This is a genomic window from Comamonas piscis (genome assembly GCF_014109725.1).
In the GTDB taxonomy this organism is placed as follows: domain Bacteria; phylum Pseudomonadota; class Gammaproteobacteria; order Burkholderiales; family Burkholderiaceae_C; genus Comamonas; species Comamonas piscis.
This window is the reverse complement of the sequence record NZ_CP058554.1, coordinates 1,447,764-1,472,540: the sequence shown is the minus strand read 5'-3', so window position 1 is coordinate 1,472,540 and position 24,777 is coordinate 1,447,764. Positions and strand designations below refer to the sequence as shown.

19 protein-coding genes are annotated in these 24,777 nt (G+C 63.2%); 3 read left to right on the top strand and 16 right to left on the bottom strand.

Translation table 11 applies throughout. The annotated features are described in order from the left end of the window. Positions 1 to 16: 16 nt before the first annotated feature. From HS961_RS06535 to tal, 8 genes are all read right to left on the bottom strand, one after another. On the bottom strand, positions 17 to 1,516 hold the full coding sequence (locus HS961_RS06535; protein ID WP_182326939.1) for an N-acyl-D-amino-acid deacylase family protein: 1,500 nt from the start codon (positions 1,514 to 1,516) through the stop codon (positions 17 to 19). A gap of 69 nt (positions 1,517 to 1,585) precedes the next feature. Beyond that, positions 1,586 to 2,557: a Bug family tripartite tricarboxylate transporter substrate binding protein gene (locus HS961_RS06530; protein WP_182326938.1), complete on the bottom strand. Its 972-nt coding sequence runs from the start codon at positions 2,555 to 2,557 to the stop codon at positions 1,586 to 1,588. A 294-nt stretch (positions 2,558 to 2,851) separates the two neighbouring features. Next, the gene (locus tag HS961_RS06525) at positions 2,852 to 4,060 is read right to left on the bottom strand and encodes a PLP-dependent aminotransferase family protein (protein WP_182326937.1); all 1,209 of its coding nucleotides are present in this window, start codon (positions 4,058 to 4,060) and stop codon (positions 2,852 to 2,854) included. A 72-nt stretch (positions 4,061 to 4,132) separates the two neighbouring features. After that, on the bottom strand, positions 4,133 to 5,572 hold the full coding sequence (locus HS961_RS06520) for an FAD-binding oxidoreductase (RefSeq protein ID WP_182326936.1): 1,440 nt from the start codon (positions 5,570 to 5,572) through the stop codon (positions 4,133 to 4,135). Between the two features lie 3 nt (positions 5,573 to 5,575). Further along, the gene (locus tag HS961_RS06515) at positions 5,576 to 6,949 is read right to left on the bottom strand and encodes a VOC family protein (protein ID WP_182326935.1); all 1,374 of its coding nucleotides are present in this window, start codon (positions 6,947 to 6,949) and stop codon (positions 5,576 to 5,578) included. A gap of 258 nt (positions 6,950 to 7,207) precedes the next feature. Further along, complete coding sequence (locus tag HS961_RS06510) at positions 7,208 to 8,098, bottom strand: transporter substrate-binding domain-containing protein (protein WP_182326934.1); 891 nt, start codon at positions 8,096 to 8,098, stop codon at positions 7,208 to 7,210. 260 nt (positions 8,099 to 8,358) lie between these two features. Further along, positions 8,359 to 9,966 (bottom strand): glucose-6-phosphate isomerase, encoded by a 1,608-nt coding sequence (pgi, locus tag HS961_RS06505; protein ID WP_182326933.1) that lies wholly within the window; start codon positions 9,964 to 9,966, stop codon positions 8,359 to 8,361. Positions 9,967 to 10,019: 53 nt separating this feature from the next. Further along, positions 10,020 to 10,967: a transaldolase gene (tal, locus tag HS961_RS06500; RefSeq protein WP_182326932.1), complete on the bottom strand. Its 948-nt coding sequence runs from the start codon at positions 10,965 to 10,967 to the stop codon at positions 10,020 to 10,022. Between the two features lie 171 nt (positions 10,968 to 11,138). Here tal and zwf point away from each other — a divergent pair, with 171 nt between their 5' ends. Both zwf and HS961_RS06490 read left to right on the top strand, forming a co-directional pair. Next, a complete protein-coding gene (gene zwf / locus HS961_RS06495; protein ID WP_182326931.1) occupies positions 11,139 to 12,608 on the top strand; it encodes a glucose-6-phosphate dehydrogenase in 1,470 nt (489 codons plus the stop codon). A 28-nt stretch (positions 12,609 to 12,636) separates the two neighbouring features. Then, positions 12,637 to 13,482, top strand: coding sequence for a MurR/RpiR family transcriptional regulator (locus HS961_RS06490; protein ID WP_182326930.1), 846 nt, complete (start codon positions 12,637 to 12,639; stop codon positions 13,480 to 13,482). A gap of 77 nt (positions 13,483 to 13,559) precedes the next feature. Here the strand turns inward: HS961_RS06490 and HS961_RS06485 are convergent, their stop codons facing one another. The 8 genes from HS961_RS06485 to HS961_RS06450 all read right to left on the bottom strand — a co-directional run bounded on the left by HS961_RS06485 (position 13,560) and on the right by HS961_RS06450 (position 24,242). Then, positions 13,560 to 15,470, bottom strand: coding sequence for a bifunctional metallophosphatase/5'-nucleotidase (locus HS961_RS06485; RefSeq protein ID WP_182326929.1), 1,911 nt, complete (start codon positions 15,468 to 15,470; stop codon positions 13,560 to 13,562). 150 nt (positions 15,471 to 15,620) lie between these two features. After that, positions 15,621 to 16,673, bottom strand: coding sequence for an ABC transporter ATP-binding protein (locus HS961_RS06480; RefSeq protein ID WP_238347919.1), 1,053 nt, complete (start codon positions 16,671 to 16,673; stop codon positions 15,621 to 15,623). A gap of 5 nt (positions 16,674 to 16,678) precedes the next feature. Then, entirely contained in the window at positions 16,679 to 17,677 is a 999-nt protein-coding gene (locus tag HS961_RS06475; protein ID WP_182326927.1) for an ABC transporter ATP-binding protein, read from the bottom strand. Between the two features lie 35 nt (positions 17,678 to 17,712). After that, positions 17,713 to 18,624, bottom strand: coding sequence for an ABC transporter permease (locus HS961_RS06470; protein WP_182328156.1), 912 nt, complete (start codon positions 18,622 to 18,624; stop codon positions 17,713 to 17,715). A 55-nt stretch (positions 18,625 to 18,679) separates the two neighbouring features. Next, a complete protein-coding gene (locus HS961_RS06465) occupies positions 18,680 to 20,254 on the bottom strand; it encodes an ABC transporter substrate-binding protein (RefSeq protein ID WP_182326926.1) in 1,575 nt (524 codons plus the stop codon). A 52-nt stretch (positions 20,255 to 20,306) separates the two neighbouring features. Then, positions 20,307 to 21,524 (bottom strand): M20 aminoacylase family protein, encoded by a 1,218-nt coding sequence (locus HS961_RS06460; RefSeq protein ID WP_182326925.1) that lies wholly within the window; start codon positions 21,522 to 21,524, stop codon positions 20,307 to 20,309. A gap of 1 nt (position 21,525) precedes the next feature. Next, positions 21,526 to 22,506: an ABC transporter permease gene (locus HS961_RS06455; RefSeq protein WP_182326924.1), complete on the bottom strand. Its 981-nt coding sequence runs from the start codon at positions 22,504 to 22,506 to the stop codon at positions 21,526 to 21,528. A 155-nt stretch (positions 22,507 to 22,661) separates the two neighbouring features. Next, positions 22,662 to 24,242, bottom strand: coding sequence for an ABC transporter substrate-binding protein (locus HS961_RS06450; protein ID WP_182326923.1), 1,581 nt, complete (start codon positions 24,240 to 24,242; stop codon positions 22,662 to 22,664). Positions 24,243 to 24,271: 29 nt separating this feature from the next. On the opposite strand from HS961_RS06450, the gene HS961_RS06445 reads away from it, so the two are divergent. Continuing rightward, complete coding sequence (locus HS961_RS06445; RefSeq protein WP_182326922.1) at positions 24,272 to 24,763, top strand: hypothetical protein; 492 nt, start codon at positions 24,272 to 24,274, stop codon at positions 24,761 to 24,763. Positions 24,764 to 24,777: the final 14 nt, after the last annotated feature.

Genomic DNA, 24,777 nt, shown 5'->3' with positions numbered 1-24,777 from the left:
ACCGCCCGCTATGCGATCACGGGCTGCTGGATGGCGTGTTGTGCAGCGTCTGCCAACCCGGGCTGACCTGGGCTGGCACGGTGCGCCTCAGCACCGTGCCGGTTCGGCTGCCCTGGTAAACGCCCTGCTCGTAAGCGATGGCGCCATTGACGATGACGCAGTCGATGCCTGTAGCGGGCTGCTTAGGGTCATCAAAGGTGGCGGTGTCGCGCACGGTTTGCGGATCAAACACGCAGAGGTCGGCATAGTGGCCGTCGGCCAGCACACCACGCTTGTCGATACCAAAGACCTGGGCGGTGAGGCCCGTCATCTTCCAGACGGCCGTCTCCAGCGGGAACAGCCCCAGATCACGGCTGTAGTGGCCCAGCACGCGGGGAAAGGTGCCCCAGAGACGTGGGTGCGGGCGCTCGTTGGATGGCACGCCGTCCGAGCCGATCATGGTGGGGCCAAAGGCGAGGATGCGCTGCACATCGGCCTCGTCCATGTTGAAGTAAATGGCACTGGCGGGCTGCAGGCGGGCCGAGGCCTCGGCGCGCGATACCTGCCAGCGCCGGGCGATGTCGCCCAGCTCCTGGCCTTGCAGCTCGGGGTAGGGCCCGCTGTCGGCGATGACGATCTTGCCCAGCAAGCGCTCTTCTTGCAGGTGCAAGATGGTGGAGCTGGCATGGTAGGGATAGCAATCCAACGACAGGCATTGGCGCCGCATGGCCGCCTCGATCTGCGGCAAGGTCAGCGCCGAGTTTCCCCAGTTGCTGGCGCCCTGCAGCTTGTGGTGGGAGATGACAACACCCGTGCCTGCGCGCAGGCCGACCTGCAAGCTTTCATGGATGGACAGCTGGCTGTGCGCGGCCTCGTCGCGCAGGTGGCTCACATACAGCGCGCCGTATTCGGCCAAGGGCTGGGCGACGCGGCACAGCTCCTGCGTGCTGGCTGCAGCCGCCGGCGGGTAATAAGTGCCCGATGACAGGCCCACCGCACCAGCGGCTAAGGCCTCGCGCAGCAAGGCCTGCATCTGGGCGATTTCATCAGGGCTGGCGTCCCGGTCCAGATCAGCCATCGCCACGACACGCAAGGTGGAATGCCCCACCAGCGGGATGACATGCACCGCAGCCGGTGATTCGTGCAGCGCACCCACATAGGCCTGAAACGTTGGAAAGCGCGTGGCTGTGTCGCTCAGCAGATTCAGCGGTGCGGGCACCGGCGAGTCGGGGTGGAGCGGCGCGGCGCTGATGCCGCAGTTGCCGGTAACCACCGCCGTGACGCCCTGCGAGAGCTTGAACGGCATCTGCGGCTGCAACAGCAACGCCTGGTCGTCGTGCGAGTGCGCATCGATAAAGCCGGGCGCGACGATCTTGCCACGGGCATCAATCACCCGCTGGGCCGTGGCCGTGGACAGGTCACCCAAGGCCGCTATCAGCGTGCCACGGATACCCACATCGGCGCGGTAGCGCGGGCGCCTGTTGCCATCGATCAGCTCGCCGCCTTGGATCAACACATCAAATGCCGGTGTCTTCATCTTGCTGGCTCTCCCCCAAAAGTTGGATCAAGGCACTGCGGCCATGGGCCGCGGTGGTCCGCTGCGACCTCATTCCACGCGGGCGCCGCTGGCCTTCACAACGGCACCCCAATGCGCCCGCTCCGCGTCGGCCAGCGCCTTGAAATCCTCCGGCATGCCTGCCAACGGGATATAGGCCATTTTCTCCAGCTGCGCCTTGATGTCCGGTGACTGCAGCACCTGGTTCAAGGCGGTGTTCAAGCGTTCCACCACATCGCGGGGGGTGCCCGGTGGCACCAGCAAACCGCCCCAGGCGTTCATCACAAAGCCCTGGACACCCGCCTCCTGCATGGTCGGAATATGCGGGTACTGGGGCGAGCGCTTGGCGCTCGTCACAGCCAAAGCACGCAGCTTGCTCGCTTGCAGTTGCGGCGCCGCAGTGACGATGTTTTCAAAGTAGAACTGCAAACTGCCTCCGACCAAATCGTTCAGCGCCTGTGGGGAGCCCTTGTAGGGAACATGTACCGCTGATCGCAGACCCATCTTGGTCTTGAACAACTCCGCACCCAGATGGCTGGTGGTTCCAATGCCGCCCGATCCATAGTGCATCGCGGCATCCGAACTGCGGATATAGGTCACCAGTTCTTCCACCGAGTTGACCGGCACCTCGGGATGGACCAGCAGGAAACTGCTGGTGGTGGCGATGCCGCCAACCGGCAGCAAGCTGCGCGGGTCATAGGGCAGCTTGCTGAAGAGGAACTCATTGGTGGTCAACGTGGCATTGTTGCCGTAGCCCAACGTATAACCATCGGGCGCCGAACTGGCCAGCGCCTGCATGCCGATATTGCCCCCTGCCCCGCCCTTGTTCTCGATCACCACCGGCTTGCCCAGCTGCAGCGACAGCGCATTGCCGACCAGGCGCACCAAGACATCAGGGCTGCTTCCGGCCACGCTGGGCACAATGATCTTGATGGGTTTATCGGGGTAGGCCGCATGGGCGGTGCAGGCCAGCAAGCCAGCAGCGGCCATCAGCCAACGACGTGAGAACTTTGCAGCAGCCATGGAGTTTCTCCTGAAGATCGGAGTACAGGCCCGGGGGGAGCGGCTGCGAAGCCGTCCGATCCCCCATCCTCCTCCGGTTGAACCAAGGATTCTGCACGGCACAGCGTCCAGAACAGCGCCATTCTGTTCCGCGTTTTCCTAAAAATCTCCTGAATTAACAACAACCTACCAAAGCAACATATGCCTGTTGCGACAACACCGGGTAGGCAGCCGCAGATCACAGCCCAGCACACCCAAAAAAAAGCCCGTCGGCTCTGATACCAACGGGCTCGGGTGCTATGGCTTGGCTAGCGCTTAGCTGGCTTTATGAAATGCTTCAGTCAGCCTATCGACCGCCTGCTCAATCTGCGCCACATCGGGCGCCGCAAAAGACAGGCGCATGGAATGCAGCTGGGCGTTGTCCGCATAAAAGGCCTTGCCCGGCACAAAGAGTACGTTGGCTGCGACGGCGGCATCAAACAGCTTTTGCGGATCGATGCGGGCATCAAACGTCATCCAGACAAACATGCCGCCAGCGGGCTGGACAAACTGCACCAGATCACCCAAGCGGGCCTTCAAGCCCTGGGTCAGCGCCAGCATGCGGCGCTGGTATTCCGCACAGGCCTTGGCCACTGCCTGGGGATAGCGGCCCGATTGCAGGTAGCTGGCGGCCACGGCCTGGGCCAGGGGGGATGTGCAAAGGTCATTGGTCTGCTTGGCCACGGTGCAACGGCGCAGCACGGCCGGGTCGGCCACCATCCAGCCCACGCGCAGGCCGGGGGCCACGGTCTTGGACAGGCTCGACAGGTAAACCACCGGGTTCTCGCCCTCGCCCACCTGCTGCTGGGCAGCGGCATAGACGGGTGCGGGGCGCGCATCGGTAAAGGCCAGTTCGCCATAAGGATCGTCCTCGACCACGACAAAGCCATATTCCAGCGCCAGCTGCACCAGGCGCTCGCGGCGCGCTTGCACCAGCAGGGTGCCGCAGGGGTTGGAGAAGTTGGGCACGGTGTAGAGCAGCTTGGGGCGCTCGGCCACCGGCAGCGCGGCCAGCATGGCGGCCAGTGCCTCCACATCCAGGCCATCGCCGTCGACTGGCGTGCTCAGTATCTGGGCGCCCGCCTGGCGCAGCGCCGCAATGGTAGCGGGGTAAGCGGGGGTCTCCACGCAGACAGCATCGCCAGGCTGGATCAGCACGCGCAGCAGCAGGTCAAAGCCCTGTTGCGAGCCGGTGGTCACCAGCATATCGGCAGCGCTGCAGCGGATGCCGCGTGCCTGGCACTGGGCGGCCAGCTGTTCGCGCAGCGCGGGCGAACCCTCCGTGGCGCCGTATTGCAGCGCGGTGGCGCCGGTGGTCATCGCCTGCGCAGCGGCCGCTGCCAGGCCCTCTTGGTCAAACAGGCTGGGCGAGGGGTAGCCGCCGGCCAGCGAGACCATGCCCGGCCGGCTGAGGTAGGGAAACAGCTCCCGGATGGGCGAGCCCTGGGGGTTGGCAAAGGCGGGGGTGAATTGAAAAAAGGACATGGCCTTGTCTCGCTGGGTTGTCTCTGGTTGTTGTTATTGGCCATGCCCACCAACGCAGGCACGGCCAGGGTCCTAGTTTTTGGCGGTGCCCAAATCCACGGTGCCGCAGAGGTGCTGCGGATCGAGCCGCTCGCGCCAGCCATCGGCCCATTGCTGCAGCAGTGGCGGCGTGAAGCGCTGGTAGTACGCCAGGTTGTGGGGGCCTACGCCATGCTCGGCGCTGTAGCTGCCGCCAAAGTCCTGCACCACCATGCCGTAGATGGCATCGCGCAGGCGCTGCACCACGGCCGCGTCGTACTGCTCGGGCGCATCCTTGCGCCAGATGACGTTGAAGTGCACACCACCATCGGCGATGTGGCCAAAGTCCACGACCGTGAGGAAAGGGTAGTCGCGCGCCACCAGCGCGCGGCCCTCGCGGCAGAATTCCATGATGCGCGAGCGCGGCACCGACACATCAAACGCAATCGGTTTGCCCAGCGCGCGTGCGCCTTCGCTGATGCTATGGCGCAAGTGCCACAGCTCGGTGGCATTGCCCAATGCGGCATTGACGATGGTCGACTCGAACTGGTCTTCCAGAAAGCTGTTGAGCACTTCCTGCAGATCCAGCTGGCTGTACTTGGGCGAGGCATTGGCCTCCAACTCGACCAGGATGGCAAACGCGGGCGCATCGTCCGGCGCAAAGGGGTTGCGCAGGTTGGGCACATGGTCAATGGCCGCCTGCATCGCATTGCCCGAGATGCCTTCAAAGGCAGCCAGCCAATCGCCCAGGTCGCGCTCAAAGGCCTGCAGCAGCTCCATCACCGCCTCGTCCGACGCGGGCACCACCAGCGCCGTGGCGCGTTGCGCCGGGCGGGCATGCACCTGGATGGTGGCCTGGGTCACGATGGCGCCTGCACCAGAGCCGCCGACAAACAGCTGCTTCCAGTCCACACCGGTATTGTTCTTGCGCAGCGCACGGCCCAGCTCTACCACCTCGCCGGGTGGGTCCATCAGCACCACTTGCAGCGCCATCAGGTTGGAGCGCACATCGCCGTAGCGGATCAGGCGCGTGCCACCGGTGTTGGTGGCCACCATGCCGCCGATCGAAGGGTTGGCCCCCAGGTCGATCGGGAACCACAGGCCATGGGGTTCGAGCTTGTCGTTGAGTTCCTGCAAGGTCACCCCCGCATCCACCACCACACTGCGGTTGGCCACATCCACCTCGCAGTGGCTGCGCAGGCGCGAGAGGCTCAGCACCAGCTGGGTGCCGCTCATGTCCGGCGTGCTGGCACCCACCATGCCGGTGTTGGCGCCTTGGGGCAGCAATGCCAGGCCGCGCTCGGCGCAGAGCCGCACAACAGCCTGCACCTGTGCCACATCGGCGGGGCGCACCACCAGGCGCGCACGGCCCTGGCCGTAGCGCGCGCCTTCTTCGTAGGCGGCCATATCGGCGCCTTGCAGCACCCCCACTTCGCCCACGATGGCCTGCAGTGCGCTCAGCAGTTCGCTGTTGTCCATATCAGAGGCGGCCATCGCTCAGGCCACGCTTTCTGCCACGTCGGCTTGTGCCAGCGCCTCACGCACCGCTTGCAGGGATGCATCCTGCATCGCCTGGTACAGCGCGATCTCGTCATGCACCCGGGCGCCCAGGTCGGCCTCGAAAGCCTGCTGTGCCTGGTTGGCCTCGTAGTGCTTTTGTACTTCGCCGCCCAGGTTGGACTGGAAGATACCGGCGGCGCTCACCGGCAGAAAATCCTCGTACACGATGGGCTCGGCGCGTACCACGCCATCGGCAATCAGGGTCTCGATATCGGCTGAGGCATCGCCCACCGGCTGCTGCAGCACATAGCGGTAGAAAGCCAGGCCCTGCTGGCGCATGGCGTCGTGGCTGTCGGGGAAGGCCGCAAACGACGACTCCAGGCGGTCCTGGTAGTTGGCGCTGGCGCTGCCGGCATTGCCCATGCTGCGCACATTGGCCAGCAGGCTGTCGTACAAGGCACGGCCCTTGCGGGTCAGCGCCACGCCGCGCTGCTCGATCTCGCCAAAACGGGCGGTGTGCGTTCCCTGGTCATCGCTGCCGGGGAACAGCACACGCTCTTGCAGCGCCTTGAAGCTGGTCTGGCGCAGGAGGATGGGGCAAGCGCGGCGGGGTGGGCCTTCGACCACATCCTTGGCATCCATGCCATGGGCAGGCATCCCTGCCTGGGCCACATCGATGTCCAGGGTGCGGGGCGTCAGGTGGTTGATGTGCGGACCCTTGAAGCAGACCACATCCGCTATCAGGCGGTGGGCCTTGTGCAGCTTGTCGTAGGTGGCGGCATCCACGGTGGCATCGCTGTGCCAGCGGAAGGTCTCCAGCGCTTCGCGCACAAACTCATCAGCCTCTGCATCGCTCAGGCCACCGGCTGCTTCGCACTGGGCGATCAGCGCCAGCGCGCGCTCCGTAAAGATCTGGCGGCGGGCCAGGATCGCCGCTGCTTCTTCGCGCACCGCGGCATCGGCAATCAGCTCCAGGCGCAGCAGCGAGGTGAACACGCGGAAGGGGTTGCGGTTGAGCGAACTGCCCAACACCGGGCGGAAGGCAGTGGAGTGCACCGGCACACCGGCCACCGACAGGTCGTAGTAGCCCACGGCCTCCATGCCCATCACGGCGAACAGGCGGCGCAGGGTGGACAGCTCTTCCTTGGTGCCCACGCGGATGGCGCCATGGCGCTCCACATCCAGGCGCTCCAGCTCATCGGCCTGCTCCATCGCGCGCTCCAGTGCGGGCTGGGTCTTCAGTACCTCGCCATTGACCTGGGCCACCAGCGCCATCAGGCTGCCGTACTGCGGCACTTCGTCGCGGTACATATCGGACATGGCGCGGGAGAAGCGCGAACGAACCTCATCGGGGTGCACAAAGTGGGTCATCGGGGGTACCAGATCAAAAGCTAATAAAACGGGGAAATGGGGCTGAGGCCAGCCGCCCATCGCAGCGAGCGCACCAGATCAGCACTGCGCGTCATGCTAGGCAGAGGCTTGTTCTAGGTCAAACGACAATAGCGCGGCAAATTATTCCAATTACGCACAACATGGGATGGGGGCGTCAACGCGGTTGGCGGCAGCCAGCACGCAGGCATAAAAAAACCCAGCCGAGGCTGGGTGGTAGGTGCTGCAAAGCGTGGCGGCTTACTGGTCCGCGTAGGCTTCCAGCGGCTTGTCGTTGGGCTCTTGCAGCAGCTTCTTCAGCGCATCGCTCATCGGCAGGTTCAGCGCCTGGCCCTTAGGCGGAATAGGTTGCATGAACCACTTGTCATAGACCTTGGCCAGCTCGCCAGACTTCATCATCTTGCTCAAGCTGTCGTCCACGGCCTTTTTGAAGGCGGGGTCGTCCTTGCGGAACAGCAGTGCAATCGGCTCCGATCCCAGCGGCTCGCCGACAATCTTGAAGCCAGCGGGGTTGGCCGAGTTGGCAATCACGCCGGCCAGCAGGTTGTCGTCCAGCACAAAGGCGTCGGCACGGCCCGATTCCAGCAGCATGAAGCTCTCGAAGTGGTCCTTGCCCAAGGTGGTGGGCAGGTTGATGCTGTTGTCCTTGGCGAACTTGCGCAGCAGCTGCACGGCCGTCGTGCCAGCCGAGGCGGCCACGGTCTTGCCATCGAGCTGCTTGACGCTGGTGATGTTGGAATCCGCACGCACCGCTGCGCGCACCTGGCTCACATAGGTGGTCACCGCAAAGGCCACTTGCTTTTGGCGGCTCAGGTTGTTGGTGGTGGGGCCGCAGCCGATGTCCACGGTGCCGTTTTGCACCAGTGGCATCGTGTTCTGGGCCGTCAGCGCCATGTACTCAATCTTGGCTTTGGGCGCGATTTCCTTGAGCACGCGCTCGCACAGCTCGACGTGGTAACCGCCGAAGGTCTGGTTGGAACCAATCGCATAGGCCATCGGGGCCGAGCTTTCACGCACACCCACGACCACCTTGCCGGTGCTGTTGATCTTGTCAAAGGTGCTTTGCGCAAACGCCGCGCCGCCTGCGGCAAAAGCCACGGCTGCAGCAACCATCTTGATGCTGAATTTCATTATGTACTCCTTGGAAATGACGAATTGGCAGCTAGACACTGGGCCTACGCCGCCCCACCAGCTTTGTGATTGCGCTGGTTTGGCACGCTGCGCATGCGCGCTAAAACAAATGGGATGCACTGACTTTGCGCCAGCGCATCCAGCCTCCGAGTATTCCAGAGAGTCGCGCCAATCCCTAGCGCGTATTCCGAAGCATGTGTTGCTGTTTTGGAAACACCATGCTGCGCTGCCGTATCCGGCAGCGCCAGGGGTGACAGCGCTTAAGGTGCCAGCCGGCTGACCAATGCCACCGTCGAAGGATCCACGCCTTGCCAGTCGCCCTGGTCACGGCGCGCAAACAGATCCTTGGCCAGCTGCTTGCCCAACTCCACGCCCCACTGGTCAAAGCTGTTGATGCCCCAGAGCGCACCGCTGACAAACACGCGGTGCTCGTACAGCGCAATCAGCGCCCCCAGCGAGGTGGGGGTGAGCTTGTCCATCAGCAAGAAGGTGCTGGGGCGGTTGCCCGGGCAGTATTTGGGGCCCTGCTCTTCGGTGCGGCCCACCAGCAGCGCCTGTGCTTGCGCAATGGCATTGATCACCAGGTTGTTCTGGTGGCTGGCCAGGTTTTTTCCGCCCTCGCGCGCGGCGATGAACTCCACCGGAATCACATCGCGGCCCTGGTGGATCATCTGGAAAAACGCATGCTGGCCATTGGTGCCCGGCTCGCCCCAGACCACGGGTGATGTGGCATAGGGCAGCGGTTGGTTGTGCACATCCCGGCCCTTGCCGTTGCTTTCCATCTCCAGCTGCTGCAGGTAGGCCGACAGGCGGCGCAGGCCATGGCTGTAGGGCGCCACACAGCGCGTGGCAAAGCCCTGGAAGTTGCGGTACCAAATGTCGAGCAAGCCCAGGCGCACCGGCAGGTTCTGCGCCAGTGGCGCGGTCTTGAAGTGCACATCCATGTCATGCGCGCCCTGCAGCAGCGCACGGAAGGATTCGACCCCAACCGCAATCGCAATCGGCAAGCCGATCACCGACCACAGCGAATAGCGGCCGCCCACCCAGTCCCAGAATCCCAGCGTGGTGTCGATGCCAAAGGCCGCTGCGGCCTCGGTATTGGTGGTCAGCGCCCAGAAGTGCTTGGAGATCGACAGCGCGGCGCTGCGGTCATCACTGCCGCCCTGGGCCAAAAACCAGTCGCGCGCCGAATGCGCGTTGACCATGGTCTCCAAGGTGGTGAAGGACTTGGACGCGACCAGGAACAAGGTGCTCTCGGGCCGGGTCTGCGCCAGCACATGGCCAAGCTCATGGCCGTCCACGTTCGACACAAAGTGGAAGCGTTTACCAGCAATGCGCCAGTCTTCCAGCGCATTGACCACCATGGCCGGGCCCAGGTCCGAGCCACCAATGCCAATGTTGACGATGTCGGTGATCTGCGGATTGGCGCGCACCTGCTCGGCCAGCGCCAGCATCTGCGCCAGGCTGTCGTGAACATCGGCCAGGGCCTCGCGCACGAACGCGGGGCTGTCCGGCAGCCAACTTTCCAGCCCGTTGGCGGGCTGGCGCAGCAGCCAGTGCATAGCCGCCCGGCCTTCGGAGGCATTGACCTCTGCCCCGGCAAACATCGCATCGCGGGCCTGCTCCAGGCCACAGTCGCGGGCCAGCTGCAGCAAGAGCTGCTCGCTCTGGCGATCGATCAGGTTTTTGGACAGATCAGCCAACAGATGGGGGGCTTGCTGGCTGAACTGGTCCAGCCGCGCTGCATCGTCGGCAAAGGCCGCGCGCAGGTCGAGGCTGCGGCCCTCAGCGTCGTAATGCTGTTGAAGCAGTTGCCATGCGGGGGTTTCATCGCAGCGCTTGCGCTGTGTCGCACATTCTCGGTTCATAGGGCAGTGTAGATGGCTGGGCGGGGCTGCCAGGCGGGCTGGCAGCCACCCGATCAGGCCGATTGCAACAACTTGTCGAGCTTGATGGCATCGGCCACAAAGGCGCGAATGCCCTCGGCCAGCTTTTCGGTGGCCATCGCGTCTTCGTTCAGTGCAAAGCGAAAGCCCGCTTCGTCGTACTGCACACGCTCCAGCGACAGCGCCTTGGCCGCTTCGGCGTTCAAGGCCGGCTGCAGCGGTGCATCGGCCGCCGCCAGCTGGGCCAGCAGCTCGGGCGAGATGGTCAGCAAATCGCAACCGGCCAGCGCGGTGACCTGGCCGATATTGCGGAAGCTCGCGCCCATCACTTCGGTGTTGATGCCGAAATGCTTGTAGTAATCAAAAATCGCCTTGACCGATTGCACGCCCGGGTCGTTGGCGCCGGCCATCGCGGCCTCGTCCCAGTTGCTGCCGGCTTGCTTCTTGTACCAGTCGTAGATACGGCCCACAAAGGGCGAGATCAGCTGCACCTTGGCCTGGCCGCAGGCAATGGCCTGGCACTGGGCAAACAACAGGGTCAGGTTGGTGTGAATGCCTTGTTCTTCCAAGGCCTTGGCGGCCTGGATGCCTTCCCAGGTCGAGGCAATCTTGATCAGCACGCGGTCGATGTGCACGCCCTCGGCCTCATACAGCGCGATGATGCGCTGGGCGCGGGCCACCGTGGCATCGGTGTCAAACGACAAACGGGCATCGACCTCGGTCGAGACGCGGCCGGGGATGATGGACAGGATCTCGGCGCCAAAGCGCACCAGCAGGCGGTCCATCACCTCATCCAGCGGCTTGCCACGGAACTTTTGCACCGTCTCGGTCAGCAGTGGCGCGTAATCGGCCTTCTGCACGGCCTTGAGGATCAGGGACGGGTTGGTGGTCGCGTCTTGCGGCTGGAACTGGGCCAGCTGGTGAAAGTCACCGGTATCTGCCACCACCGTGGTCAGCGCTTTGAGTGCATCGAGTTGGTTCATGGTCTGCTCTTGGTCAATATCCGGTCTGCGGTGCCTTTGTGCGGTCAACACGAGGGGCGCTCAAGCTTAACCGAACTTCTGCGCGGTTTGCGGCTGGCTGCATTCTACGGCGTCTCCTCCGTGGATGAAACTGAGTTACATTAATCCCTGCCTTGATGTTCAGGAAGTTTCATGCGTTTTGATCTGGTTTTATTTGGTGGCACCGGCGATCTGGCCTGGCGCAAATTGCTGCCCGCGCTGTTCCAATCTTTCCGCCATGGCAGCCTGCCGGCCGATGGCCGCATCATCGGCGTAGGCCGTGGCGCCATGAGCGATGACGAGTACCGCGCGCTGATCGCCCAGCGGCTGGCCGAGGTTGAGGCCGACAAGCGGCCCAGCGATGCAGAATTTGCCCGCTTTGCCCAGCACCTGCACTACCTGCGCATGGACCTCTCGCAACCGGCCGACTATGCCGCGCTGCGCGAGCTGCTGCAGGCGCGTGAGGCCGACACCGTGGTGATGTACCTGGCGACGGCGCCTTCGCTGTTCACCACCGTCTGCCAGCAACTGGGCGCCGCCGGCCTGGCCACCGAGCGCACCCGCGTGGTGCTGGAAAAGCCGCTGGGCCACGACCTGCCATCGAACCGCGCGATCAACGCGGCCGTGCGCGAGGTGTTTTCCGAAACCCAGATCTTCCGCATCGACCACTACCTGGGCAAGCCCTCGGTACAAAACCTGCTGGCCCTGCGCTTTGGCAATGCCATCTTCGAGCCACTGTGGCGGCGCGAGAACATCGCCAGCATCGAGATCACGATGGCCGAGCAGCTGGGCGTGGAAAAGCGCGGCGAGTTCTACGAAAGCACCGGCGCGCTGCGCGACATGGTGCAAAACCATGCGCTGCAACTGCTCTGCGCGATTGGCATGGAGCCGCCCATCAGCGCCGATGCCGATGCGATCCGCAATGAAAAGCTCAAGGTGCTGCAGTCGCTCAAGCGCTGGACGCCAGAGACGGTGACCCGCGATGTGGTGCGCGGCCAGTATGCGGCCGGCCAGATTGCCGGCAAGCCTGTGCCGGGCTACCGCCAGGAAGAAGGCGTCTCGCCCACCAGCCAGACCGAAACCTTTGTGGCGCTGCGCACCGAGATCAGCAACTGGCGCTGGGCCGGCGTGCCCTTCTTCATCCGCACCGGCAAACGCCTGGCGGGGCGCGAGGCCTCGATCGTCGTGCATTTCCGCCAGGTGCCGCATGCCATTTACCGCACGCCCCTAGGCGCGGCCAACCGCCTGACCATCCACCTGCAGCCCAAGGATGGCCTGACCCTGCAGCTGATGGCCGCCGCGCAGAGCCAGGCCGATACCGGCGGTGTGCAGACCTTGTCCCCCGCCGCGCTGGACCTGGACTTTGACCAGCGCTTTGGCACCGAACGCGTGGGCGCCTACGAACGCCTGCTGCTCGATGTGATCGCCGGGCGCCTGAACCTGTTTGTGCGCGCCGACGAGCAAGAGGCCGCCTGGCAGTGGGTGGAGCCGATTCTGGAGGCCTGGCAACAGGCCAACGCCCGGGGCGAAGCGCCCCGCCCTTATGTGGCAGGGCATTGGGGCCCGGGCGCCGCCAGCGCGCTGGTGGCACGCGACGGCCACAGCTGGATGGAAGAGTTTTGATCACCGCTGCCACCCACAAGGGATACCCATGCTAGACCGCATCACCGCCTCCCTCCCCTCGCTGGCACCGGCCGAGCAGCGCGTCGCGCGCCTGGTGCTGGCCGATCCGCGCGCCTTTGCGTCGCGACCGGTGCGCGAGCTGGCCGAGCTGGCCCATGTCAGCAAACCCACCGTGGTCCGTTTTTGCCGCAGCATGGGCTATGACGGGCTGGCCGATTTCAAGCTCAAGCTGGCGGGCAGCGTCAGCGAAGGCGTGCCCTTTATCCACCGCAGCGTGGATGCCGATGACAAGACCGGCGATGTCATGGTCAAGGTGGTGGACAACTCGGTAGCGGCCTTTCTGGCCTACCGCAATGCCGCCAGCACCACGGCGCTGGAGGCGGCATCCAGCGCCATCGTGGCCACCTGGCAGGCGGGCAAGCGCATCGAGTTCTATGGCGTGGGCAACTCCGGCATCGTCGCGCAAGATGGGCAGCACAAGTTCTTTCGCCTGGGCGTCACCAGCCTGGCGACCAGCGATGGCCACATGCAGGTGATGAGCGCCACCATGCTGGGTGCAGGCGACTGCGCCATCGTCATCTCCAACTCCGGCCGCACCCGCGACCTGATGGATGCCACCGATATTGCCAAGCGCAATGGCGCGACGACCATCGCCATCACCGCCAGTGGCTCGCCACTGGCACGCGCGGCCAATATCCACCTGGCCGCCGACCACCCCGAGGGCTACGACCGCTATAGCCCCATGGTTTCGCGCCTGCTACACCTCTTGATTCTGGATGTGCTGGCCACCAGCGTGGCCTTGCGCATTGGCGAGCCGCTGCAACCGGTGCTGCAGCAGATGAAGGACAACCTGCACGCCAAGCGCTACACCTGACAGCGTTATCGCCGAGACAGCACGAAAAACGGGGCAGCCAAGGCTGCCCCGTTGTCATGCTGCGTAAGCGTTAGCGTTTAACGCACATCCACAAAGCTCTTGGTGCTGTACAGGTCGGTGGACAGGCGCTTGAGCGCCGGCAGACCGGTCGTGGCATCCTTGGGCTGCGATTCGATGTAGTTGAAGAACACATCGGCATCGAGCACACCAATATCCAGGCGACGCGCTGCAGGCACGGAAGCCAGGGTCTTGTAGCCGTCACCGCCATTGGCGTTGAAGCTCAGCACAAACAGGCGGTAGGTCTTGCCCTGCTCCAGCGCAGCCCATTGGCCGCTGGTGGAGTCGCGCACTTCGACGCCGGTGACACGGCTGCCAAAGGCGGCCTTGGCGTTCACGTCAAAGCGCATGCCGCCGGTGTAAGGGTAAGGGCCGGTCGAGCCGCCGGCGCCGTACACGGCTTCCAGGCCATCTTCCAGCATGCCCTTGACTTCCGTACCGGTGACATCCAGGCGGTACAGCATGTTGCCAAACGGCAGCACCTGGATCGCATTGGCCGCCGTCACTTCACCATTCAGCGGAATACGCACGCCACCACCGCTTTGCAGCGAGATGTCGGCACCGCCATATTGGCGGTTGGCCACTTCCAGGTAGGACTGTGCGACCAGCTGCTGGATATCGCCACCGCGCAGGCTGACGCTGCCTTCGGTGTTGCAGGCTGCGCTGGAGCGGCTGTAGTCGGTGCTGCCCTCGCCGCCTGGTACCCGGCGCGAGCACAGCTCTTGAGGTGCGTAGGCCACCTTGGTCACGTTGAAGCTGGCAACCTTGTCGGTGAAAGGCTTGAGCACGGCGGCAGCCTGGGCCGACGGTGCGGTGATGCGCAGGAAGCCGGCAGCATTCACGCTGCTGATGATGGACGTGCGCTGGGCTTCGGTCGCGGCAGTGCCGGCGATCTTGAAGTCATCGCCGATCAGCACGTGAGGCGTGCCTTCGCACTGGCTGACCACACCGTCCTTGTCGAACTTGACCTTCAGCTCGCCCACGACTTGCGAGTATTCCCAGGCCTGCACGATGCAGACGGGCTTGCCGTCGAGGTCGGTGGTGTTGGTGGGGTAGGCGCCGCCTGGCGTGCCCACGCCGATGGTCTTCATCGCGTCTGGGCCCAGCAGGGTGTGCGAGTCACCTCCAACGATCACGTCCACACCGCGCAGCTTTTTGGCAATGGTGCGGTCGTTGTCGTAGCCAATGTGGCTGAGCAGCACAATGCGCTTGACGCCTTGGGCCTGCAGCTTGTCGATTTCGCGCTGGGCCGCCACGGCTTCGTCTTCGAACAAGGTGTCTGGATCCGGGCTGGATGAGGCCTTGGTCTTTTGCGCAATGGTCAGGCCGACGATACCGATCTTCTGACCGCCACGCTCAACCACGGTGGAGGGCGAGACCATGTTGGCCGATTTCAGCGCCGAGCTGGCACCGAACTGCACGTTGGCGCTCAGCACCGGGGTGGTGCAGCCGCCGGACTTGAGGCGGTCCAGGATGCCCTTGAGGCCCGAGTCGCCCTTGTCGAATTCGTGGTTGCCCAGGGTGTAGGCATCAAAGCACACGGTGTTGAGCATGGCCATGTCGGCCTCGCCATCGGCACCTGCGCGGTTGAAGTACAGGGTGCCGGTGACGGCATCGCCCGCGTGCAGCTTGAGCACATTGGTCGACTGCGCAGCCAGCGCTTCAATCGCAGCGGTCACGCGGGGGAAACCTGCGGCGTCCACGGTCACGGCCGTGGTCTTGCCATCGACGGGCAACTGCAGGGTCGCCGTCTTGCTGGCCAAGGTGGAGTGGTGGTCATTGATGTGCAGGATCGTCAGCACATCGTCTTTTTCGCTGTCGTTATCGCTGGAGCCGCCGCCACCGCAGGCCACCATCACGGCAGCTGCCACACCACACACCGCCCACACCATCACCCGACGCGATCCCTCTCGCACTGACACTGCAACCATTCTGGTCTCCGATTTGACAAAAGAGCTCTATGGTTTGTCCGCCAGATGACGTAGGTGTGACTTTCTGTAATAGCAAAGGGGCTTAGCAAGCAGGTGTGCCTCCCAACAAAAACGGCGCCTGAGGCGCCGTTTTTACAGAAGATCTGTGCTTTACAGTGCCGGAATACGTCCCTCTTCGACTGCATGGCAGGCCACCTTCACGCCGGCATCATCGATCAGCTGCGGGCGCTCATTGCGGCAGCGGTCATTGGCCAGCGGGCAGCGCGGGTTGAAGGCGCAGCCGGTGGGAGGGTTGAGCGGATTGGGCACCTCACCCTGCACAGGGGTGCGGGCCTTGCCGGTGTCATGCATCTTTGGGATGGCATCGAGCAGCATGCGCGTGTAAGGGTGGCGCGGCTGCGAAAACAGGGTTTGCTTATCGGCCAGCTCTACCAGCCTACCCAAATACATGACACCCACCTGGTCGCTGACGTGGCGCACCACAGCCAGGTTGTGCGAGATGAACAGATAGGTCAGACCACGCTTTCTCTGCAGGTCCTTCATGATGTTAAGCACCTGGGCTTGCACCGACACATCGAGTGCCGAGGTGGGCTCATCGCAGACCAGAAACTCCGGCTCGGTCGCCAGCGCGCGGGCGATCGAGATACGCTGGCGCTGCCCGCCCGAGAACTGGTGCGGATACTTGAGCATGTCCATCGGCGCCAGGCCCACCTGCACCAAGAGCTCGGCCACGCGGGCCTTGAGCTGCTCGGTGTTGGTGATCAGGCCATGCTCCTTGAGCGGCTCGCCAATGATCTGCTCGACCAGCCAGCGTGGGTTCAGGCTGGCATAGGGATCCTGGAAGATCATCTGCACCCGGCGGCGCATGGCGCGCGCATTCGGGTCGCGGAACGCGGCATGCGCATCCTGGCCATCAAAGGTGAAGGTGCCGCGCGTAGGGCCGTACAGGCCCACCAGCAGGCGCGCCACCGTGCTCTTGCCACAGCCCGATTCGCCCACCAGCGCCAGCGTCTTGCCCCGCTCAATGTCAAAGCTCACGCCATCGACGGCGCGCAGCAGGCTGCGCGGCTTGCGCTCCAGCACGCGGTTGAGCCAGGGTGCCGATACATCGAAGGTCTTGGCCAGGTCACGCGCCTGCACCAGCGGCTGGCTGTCCTGCGTCGCTTTCAGCGTCGCTGCATCTTGGTTCTTCAGGGTTGCCATCTCGCTCATACCGTGTCCTCGGTGGCAGCCTCGTGGGGCTGGTAATCGGCTGCATGCAGCCAGCAGGCGGCCTGGGTGGCGCCAGCGGCCATCAGCTCCGGGCGCTGTTCCAGGCAGCGGTCAAACACCTGGGGGCAGCGCGGGTTGAAGGCGCAGCCCTTGGGGATGGCATTGAGCCGGGGCATGGCGCCATCGATCTGGTTCAGGCGCTCGCGGTCGGCATCCATGTCGGGAATGGACGCCATCAGGCCCCGGGTGTAGGGGTGTGCGGGGTGGTTGATCACCTCATGCACCGGGCCGATTTCCGCGACACGGCCGGCATACAAGACCGCAACCCGGTCACAGGTCTCGGCAATCACACCCATGTCGTGGGTGATCAGCATCACGGCCGCACCCCGGGTGCGGCAGATGTTCTTGAGCAGGCCAATGATCTGCGCCTGGATCGACACATCGAGCGCGGTGGTCGGCTCATCGGCCACGATCAGCTTGGGCTCGGCCGCCAGCGCGAGCGCAATCACCACACGCTGGCGCATGCCGCCGGAGAACTGGTGCGGAAAGTGGTCAATCCGCTCTTCGGCAGCTGGAATGCCGGTGTCCTTGAGCAGCTGGATGGCGCGCTCGCGGGCTTCGCGCGCCGAGACCTTGAGGTGGGCCTGGATGGTCTCGATCAGCTGGCGCCCCACGGTGTAGAGCGGGTTCAGCGAGGTGAGCGGATCCTGGAAGATCGCGCCAATGCGGCGGCCCCGGATATGGCGCATCTTGTCGGCAGACAGGTTGTCGATGCGCTCGCCTTCGAGCAGGATCTCGCCCGAGGCGACATGGCCTGGCGGCTCCAGCAGGCCGATGATGGCCGCGCCCGTCAGCGACTTGCCCGCGCCCGATTCACCGACCACACCCAGAATCTCGCCTGGGGCGATGGAGAAGGAGATATTGTCCAGCGCCCGCAGCACACCGTGGCGATTGGGAAACTCGACCACCAGATTTTTTACTTCCAACAATGACATCGTGGTTGTTCCTTGTTCGTCTTGTGTCCGCACCATCAACGCAGGCGCGGGTTGAGCGCATCGCGCAGCCAGTCGCCCAGCAGGTTGACCGACAGCGCGATCAGCACCAGCATCAGGCCCGGGAAGATGGTGATCCACCATTCGCCGGAGAACAGGTAGTCATTGCCCACGCGGATCAGGGTGCCCAGCGATGGCGAGGTGGGCGGCGCGCCCACGCCCAGGAAGGACAGGGTTGCCTCGGTGATGATGGCCGTCGCCACCTGGATGGTGGCCAGCACCATGACGGGGCCCAGCACATTGGGCAGCACATGCTTGACCATGATGCGCAAAGGCGCCACGCCGGTAACGCGGGCGGCTTGCACATACTCCTTGTTGCGCTCCACCATCGTGGAGCCGCGCACCGTGCGCGCATACTGCACCCAGCCGGTCAGCGAGATCGAGATGATCAGTACGCCAAAGGCCAGCGATTCATTGGCATTGGGAAACACTGCACGGCCCACACCGGCGATCAGCAAAGCGACCAGGATGGCAGGGAAGGACAGCATCACATCACAGAGGCGCATCAGCACCGAATCGATCCAGCCGCCCTTGAAGCCGGCCAAGAGGCCCAGGCCCACACCGACCACCACCGACAACGCCACCGAGGCCAGGCCCACGATCAACGAAATACGCGCGCCATACATCAGCGCCGACAGAATATCGCGGCCCTGGTCATCGGTGCCCAGGATGTACTTCCAGCCGCCCTCCTCGCTCCACACCGGTGGTATGCGCGCGTCGCTCAGCTCCAAGGTGGTCAAATCAAAAGGGTTGTGGGGGGCCACCCAGCCTGCGAACAGCGCGCAGAACACGCAGACCGCCGCAATAAAGGCAGCTACCATCGCCGTGGGCGAATTGCGGAAGCTGTAGCCCACATCGCTGTCCATCCAGCGCCTGAATCGGTTTTTCATCGTCATCGTTTCTCTCGTTTGTCACTGGCCGCTACACTGCAGCGGCCCGGGGCATTTACTTCTTCAGCGTCATCCATTTGAAGGGCATGAAGCCGTCGGCCATCTGCACCAGCTCCAGGTTCTTGCTAACACCCCAGTTCATGTACTGCTGGTGCAAGGGCAGGTAGCCCACATCGTCGGCCACAGTCTGCAGCGCTTCATGGATGGCCTGGTTGCGCTTGGTGGTGTCCGTCTCGGACTGCACCTGGTGGGTCAAGGCATCGACCTTGGGGTTGCAGTAGTTGCCGTAGTTGAAGGCGCCTGCCCCCTTGCCGTCGTTGCAGTTCATCAAGGCCAGCAGCGGGTTGTGGGCGTCGTAGGTGGATGGCGTCCAGCCCAAGATGTAGAAAGCGGTTTCATGGCGCATGATGCGCGGGAAATAGGTGCCCTTGGTCTCGGCATTGAGCTGTACCTTGACCCCAATCTTGGCCAGGTTGGCCGACACCGCCTGGCAGATGCGGCTGTCGTTGATGTAGCGGTCGTTCGAGCAGTTCAGCGTGAGCGAGAAGCCATCGGGGTAACCGGCTTCAGTCAGCAGCTTCTTGGCCGCAGCCGGGTCGTATGGCAGGCGCTTGATGTCGTCGGGATAGCCATTGACGCCCTTGCCGATCAAGGTGGCCAGGTTGCCCGATGCGCCGCGCATCACCTGCTTGTGCAGGCCGTCGATATCGATCGCCTGGTAGAAGGCCTGGCGCACGCGCTTGTCCTTGAACGGGTTCTTGCCCTTGACGCTGGAGTTCAGCAGCTCATCGCGCTTCTGGTCCATGCCCATGAAAATGGCGCGCAGCTCAGGGCCGGACACCACGCGGGTGCTGCCCGTGTTGGCAACTCGGTCCAGATCCTGCACCGGCACCGGATCGATCACATCGACCTGGCCCGACAGCAGTGCGGCCACGCGGGTGGCATCGTTGGCCACCGGGGTGTAGACGACTTCCTGCACATTGCCTTCGATCTTGTCCCAGTAGTTGGTACTGCGGTTGAAGACGGTGCGCACATTGGGCTGGCGCTCGCCGACCCGATAAGGACCCGTGCCATTGGCCTTGAACGAGGCGGTGTTCTCGATGCCCTTGCGGCGGTCCACCGGGTTCACGGCATTGTTGGCCTCGGACCAGGCCTTGCTCATGATGTACACCTGCGAGATCATGCTCGGCAGGATTGGGGCCGGGTCCTTGGTTTCGATATCGACCGTGTAGTCATCAACCTTGCGCGTCTCTTTGATGGGGTTGGTGTAGGACTTCATGTCCGACCCCTCCAACTGCGTGCGCATCATCGAGAACACGACATCATCGGCGGTGAACGGCGTGCCGTCATGGAACTTCACGCCCTTGCGCAGGGTAAAGCGCCAGACGGTGGGCGAGGTCTGCTCCCATTGGGTGGCCAGCACCGGGCGCAGGCTCAAATCCTTGTTGCGGCCGGCCAGCGGTTCATAGACATTGCCGGTGACGCTCAGCTGCACGGTCTCGTTGAAGGAATGCGGGTCCATCGACAGCGCATCGCCCTGGGCGCCGATGCGCACCGTTTGCGCGCCGGCTGAAACATAGGCAGCAGCCAGCAGCGATACCAACAAGGTCTTGCTCATCGTGTATTTCATCGTTCTTCCCTTTTTTGTGAAATCCAGCCCTCGCGGGCCGGATGCTGCGGCTTTAGTACAAAGCAAGTGGCATGCCACGCTCGATGATGCCGGCGTGCAGTGCCGCACCCAGCGGCAGCACATCGTCATTGAAGTCATAGCGGTTGTTGTGCAGCGGGATGATGTCGTCCCCCACGGCCTGACCCAGGCGCAGATAGGCGCCAGGCTTTTGCTGCAGCATGAAGGAGAAATCCTCGGCGCCCATGCTCGGGTCCATGTTGCGCACCACCAGCGGCTCGCCGACTAGATCGGCCGCCACATCGCCGGCAAACAGCGCTTCCTCAGAGGTGTTGATGGTTGCGGGATAGGAGCGCTCGTACTGCAGCTGGGCATTGACGCCAAAGGCCAGGCCCAAGGCCTGGCACAGCTCACCCAGGCGGCGCTCCACCAGGTTTTGCACATCGGGGTTGAAGGTGCGCACGGTGCCCACCAAGGTGGCGGTGCCGGGCGTGACGCTGAAGGCGCCCAGGTCGCCGGACTGCACCGCACAGATGCTGATCACCGCTGCATCGATGGCGCGCACATTGCGCGAGACGATGGACTGCATCGCCGTGATCAGGTGGGCCGACGCCAGCACCACATCATTGGTTTGGTAAGGATGGGCACCATGGCCGCCCTTGCCGCTGATATTGATCTGGATACGGTCGGCCGCGGCCATCATGGCGCCGGGATTGATGCCGATCATGCCCTGGCGCATCGCAGGCCAGTTGTGCATGGCATAGACAGAATCGACCGGGAAGCGATCGAACAGGCCGTCCTGGATCATCTCGCGGGCGCCGGCATAGCCTTCTTCGCCGGGCTGGAAGATCAGCACGGCGGTGCCGTCAAAATTGCGGGTCTCCGCCAGGTAGCGGGCAGCGCCCACCAGCATGGCGGTGTGGCCGTCATGGCCGCAGGCATGCATCAGCCCCTGCTTGCCCGATCGCCAGCTGCAGTTGCCCTGCTCGGTAATCGGCAGTGCATCCATGTCGGCACGCAGGCCGATCATGCGGCCACTTCCCTGCTTCTGGCCCCGGATGACGCCGACGATGCCGGTCTTGCCGATGCCCTGGTGGATCTCGTCAACACCGCAAAGCCGCAAGGCTTCGCTCACACGGGCAGCGGTGTATTTTTCTTCAAAACCCAGCTCCGGATTGGCATGCAGGTCACGGCGGAAAGCCGTCAACTCCGGATGGATCTGGGCGAGGTGCGAAAAGGCGCGCGAATTGGCGCTATAGGGCAGACGTGGCATCTCAATGGCCTCCCGACTTCTCGACGCGCAAACGCGGATCAACGGCGAAGTACAACAGATCGACCACCAGGTTGATGACCACAAAAATCAGCGCAATCAGGCAGAGGTAGGCCGCCATGACCGGGATATCGGCAAAGGTCACCGCCTGGATGAACAGCAGGCCCATGCCGGGCCACTGGAACACCGTCTCGGTGATGATGGCGAAGGCAATCAGGCCTCCCAGCTGCAAACCGGTGATGGTCATCACCGGCACCAAGGTGTTCTTCAGCGCATGGCCAAAGTAGATGGTGCGGTTGCTCAGGCCCCGCGCCTTGGCGAACTTGATGTAGTCGGTGCGCAGCACCTCCAGCATCTCGGCACGCACCAGGCGCATGATCAAGGTGAGCTGGAAAATGGCCAGGGTGATGGCCGGCAGAATGATGTGGTGCCAGCCCTTGGCGCTCAGCAGGCCCGTGCTCCAAAAGCCCAGTTGCATGGTGGTGCCACGGCCAAAGCTGGGGAACCATCCCAGATGCACCGAGAAAATCAAAATCAGCAAGATGCCGATCAGGAAGGTGGGCAGGGACACACCTAGCAAGGACAAGGTCATGAACATCTGGCTCATGAAGCTGCCCCGGCGCAGCGCTGCATACACGCCCATCGGCACCCCTACCACCAGCGCCAGCAAGGCGGCCACCATGGCCAGCTCAAAGGTCGCCGGGAAGCGCTCAGCAATCAACGAAGACACCTTGGCCCCTTGGCGCAGGCTGATGCCAAATTCGCCTTGGGCGGCATTCACCAGAAAGTGCCAGAACTGCACAAAGAAGGGTTTGTCCAGCCCCAGCGCGCTGCGCAGTTCGGCAATCTGCTGTGGGGTGGCATCCTGGCCCAGCAAGAAGGTGACCGGGTCACCGACATACTGGAACAACATGAAGGAAATGAACGCCACGGCGATCATCACGATCACCGCCTGTATCAATCGGCGCAATATGAATGCAAACATGGCTGACTCTCATCGTGACAAACAGAGGGAAGGTGCCTAAGGGACTCTCTGCAGAGCATCCCTAGCACCCGTGTTGTCTGCCTATCCTCTATCGCTTTTTATAAAAAGGCCCGCCACCGTTAGGGGCAGCGAGCCTGGAAACCACTCGCCACAGATCAGCGCACCGTGACCAATTTGATATCGATCCGGTTGTCTGCACGGTGTACCAGGTCGATGTTTTTCTTCATCGCCCAAGGGATCACCTGGTCATACAACGGCAGGTGCGAGACCGTGTCGTTGGACAGCTGCAGCCCCTCGGTCAGCATGCGGGTGCGCACCGGCTGGTCGGTTTCTGTCTTGACGCGGTCTACCAGGTAATCCATGCGCTCGTTGCTGTAGCGGCCGACATTGTAGTTGCCGTCCCCGCCCTTGCCGACGCTGCGCACCAGCGACTGCAGGCTGTAGAGAGAGTCGAAGGTGGGCACACCCCAGCCGAGCATGTAAATGCTGGCTTCGTTGCGCTGAATCATCGGGAAGTAGGTGACCATCGGTAGGGTGCGCAGCTTGGCCTTGACCCCAATCTTGGCCCACATCGCGGTGACGGCTTGGCAGATGGCCTCGTCGCTGATGTAGCGGTTGTTGGGGCAGGCAAAGTCCACTTCAAAGCCGTCGGGGTAGCCAGCCTCAACCAGCAGCTTTTTGGCGGCATCCTGGTTGTAGGGCAGGCGCTGGCCCACTGTCTCCGTCCAGCCATTGACCTGCGGAGCGACCAAGGTTCCGGTGGGCTTGCCCAAGCCACGCAGGATGGTCTTGGTGATGGCCTGGATGTCGATGGACTGGTAGAGCGCCTGGCGCACCTTCTGCTCCTTGAGCGGGTTCTTGCCTTTGACGCTGGAGCCGGGCAGCTCGTCGCGGAACTGGTCCATGCCAAAGAAAATCGTGCGGTTTTCCAGGCCTTCGAGGATCTTCAGATCCGGACTGGCACGCAGGCGGTTCAGGTCTTGCGGGGTCGGGTCGAGGATCATATCGACCTCACCCGACAGCAGCGCCGCCATGCGGGTGGGGGCCGACTTGATGGGGGTGTAGGTGATGGAGCTCACATTGCCCGGCATCTGGCCCCACCAATTGGGGTTCTTCTTAAGCACCATGCGCACATCGGGCTGCCAGGATTCGAGGATGAAGGGGCCGGTACCCATCGCGTTGCGGTGGGCAAAGTTCTCGTCGGCCTTCTTGATGTCCATGGGTTCGGTGGACTTGTTTTTCTCCGACCAGGCCTTGCTCATCATGCGCAGCTCGGTCATCTGGCGCAGCAACACGGGGTTGGGGTCCACCATGAAGATATCGATGGTGCCGTCATCGACCTTGACGACCTTCTCGATGCCCTGCACAAAGGGGCCATAGTTCGAGGTCTTGGCCATGGCACGGGTGATCGAGAACACGGCATCGTCAGCGGTGAAGCTCGAACCATCCTGGAACTTCACGCCCTGGCGCAAGGCAAAGCGCATCTGCTTGGGGCTGACTTCCTTCCACGACGTGGCCAGCAAAGGTTCAACCGCGAAGGTCTTGCTGTTGTAGGTGACCAGGGTTTCGTAGACGTAGGGATGAATGGCGTTGTGCAGGCCATTGTTTTGGGCATGGATATCCCAGCTGGCGACATCAGCCTGGCTGGCCCACTTGAAGGGCTTGGCCTGGGCCACGCCAGCTGACAAAACGGCGGCAACCGCTATCGCAACCAGAGCAAGAGAAGGCTGTTTCATAAGTCCTCGCAGAATAGTAGTGCTTCACTATGCCGCAAGGAACCGATCTTCCGCATGGTGCTTCCCCCAGGGCGGGGATATTCCCGAGTGCTGTTTATTTCTGTTATGTGATGGGCAAAAGCAGGTGTTTTGTCGGGCAAAACGCAGCTTCGTCTGCCAAATTGGGAAACGCCAGCATCGCAAGACCACACCGGCCGCTGCGCTCTGCAGCCAGAAAAAAGCGATACAGCTGCATCTTGGGGTCTATCAGCAGCGATACAGGGTGCTGCATGTATGCAGGTTGCCACAAGGCGCGGGGCAACTGCCTCAAGCGTTGGCAGCAAGGAAGGGCAACGCTCGGTTTAAAGCAGATCCAGGGCTCAGCCTCCGCATGGGCTTTATGCCTGCAGGCGCGCGAGCAATCCCTGGTGCTGCGGCAACGAGGGATGCAACGCGCATTGCATCCGCTGAACTGCATGCTACGAACAGGCATAAAAAAAGCCCGTCTTGCGACGGGCTTTTTTGCTTTTCAGGTTGAGTAGCTAGGAAACCCTAG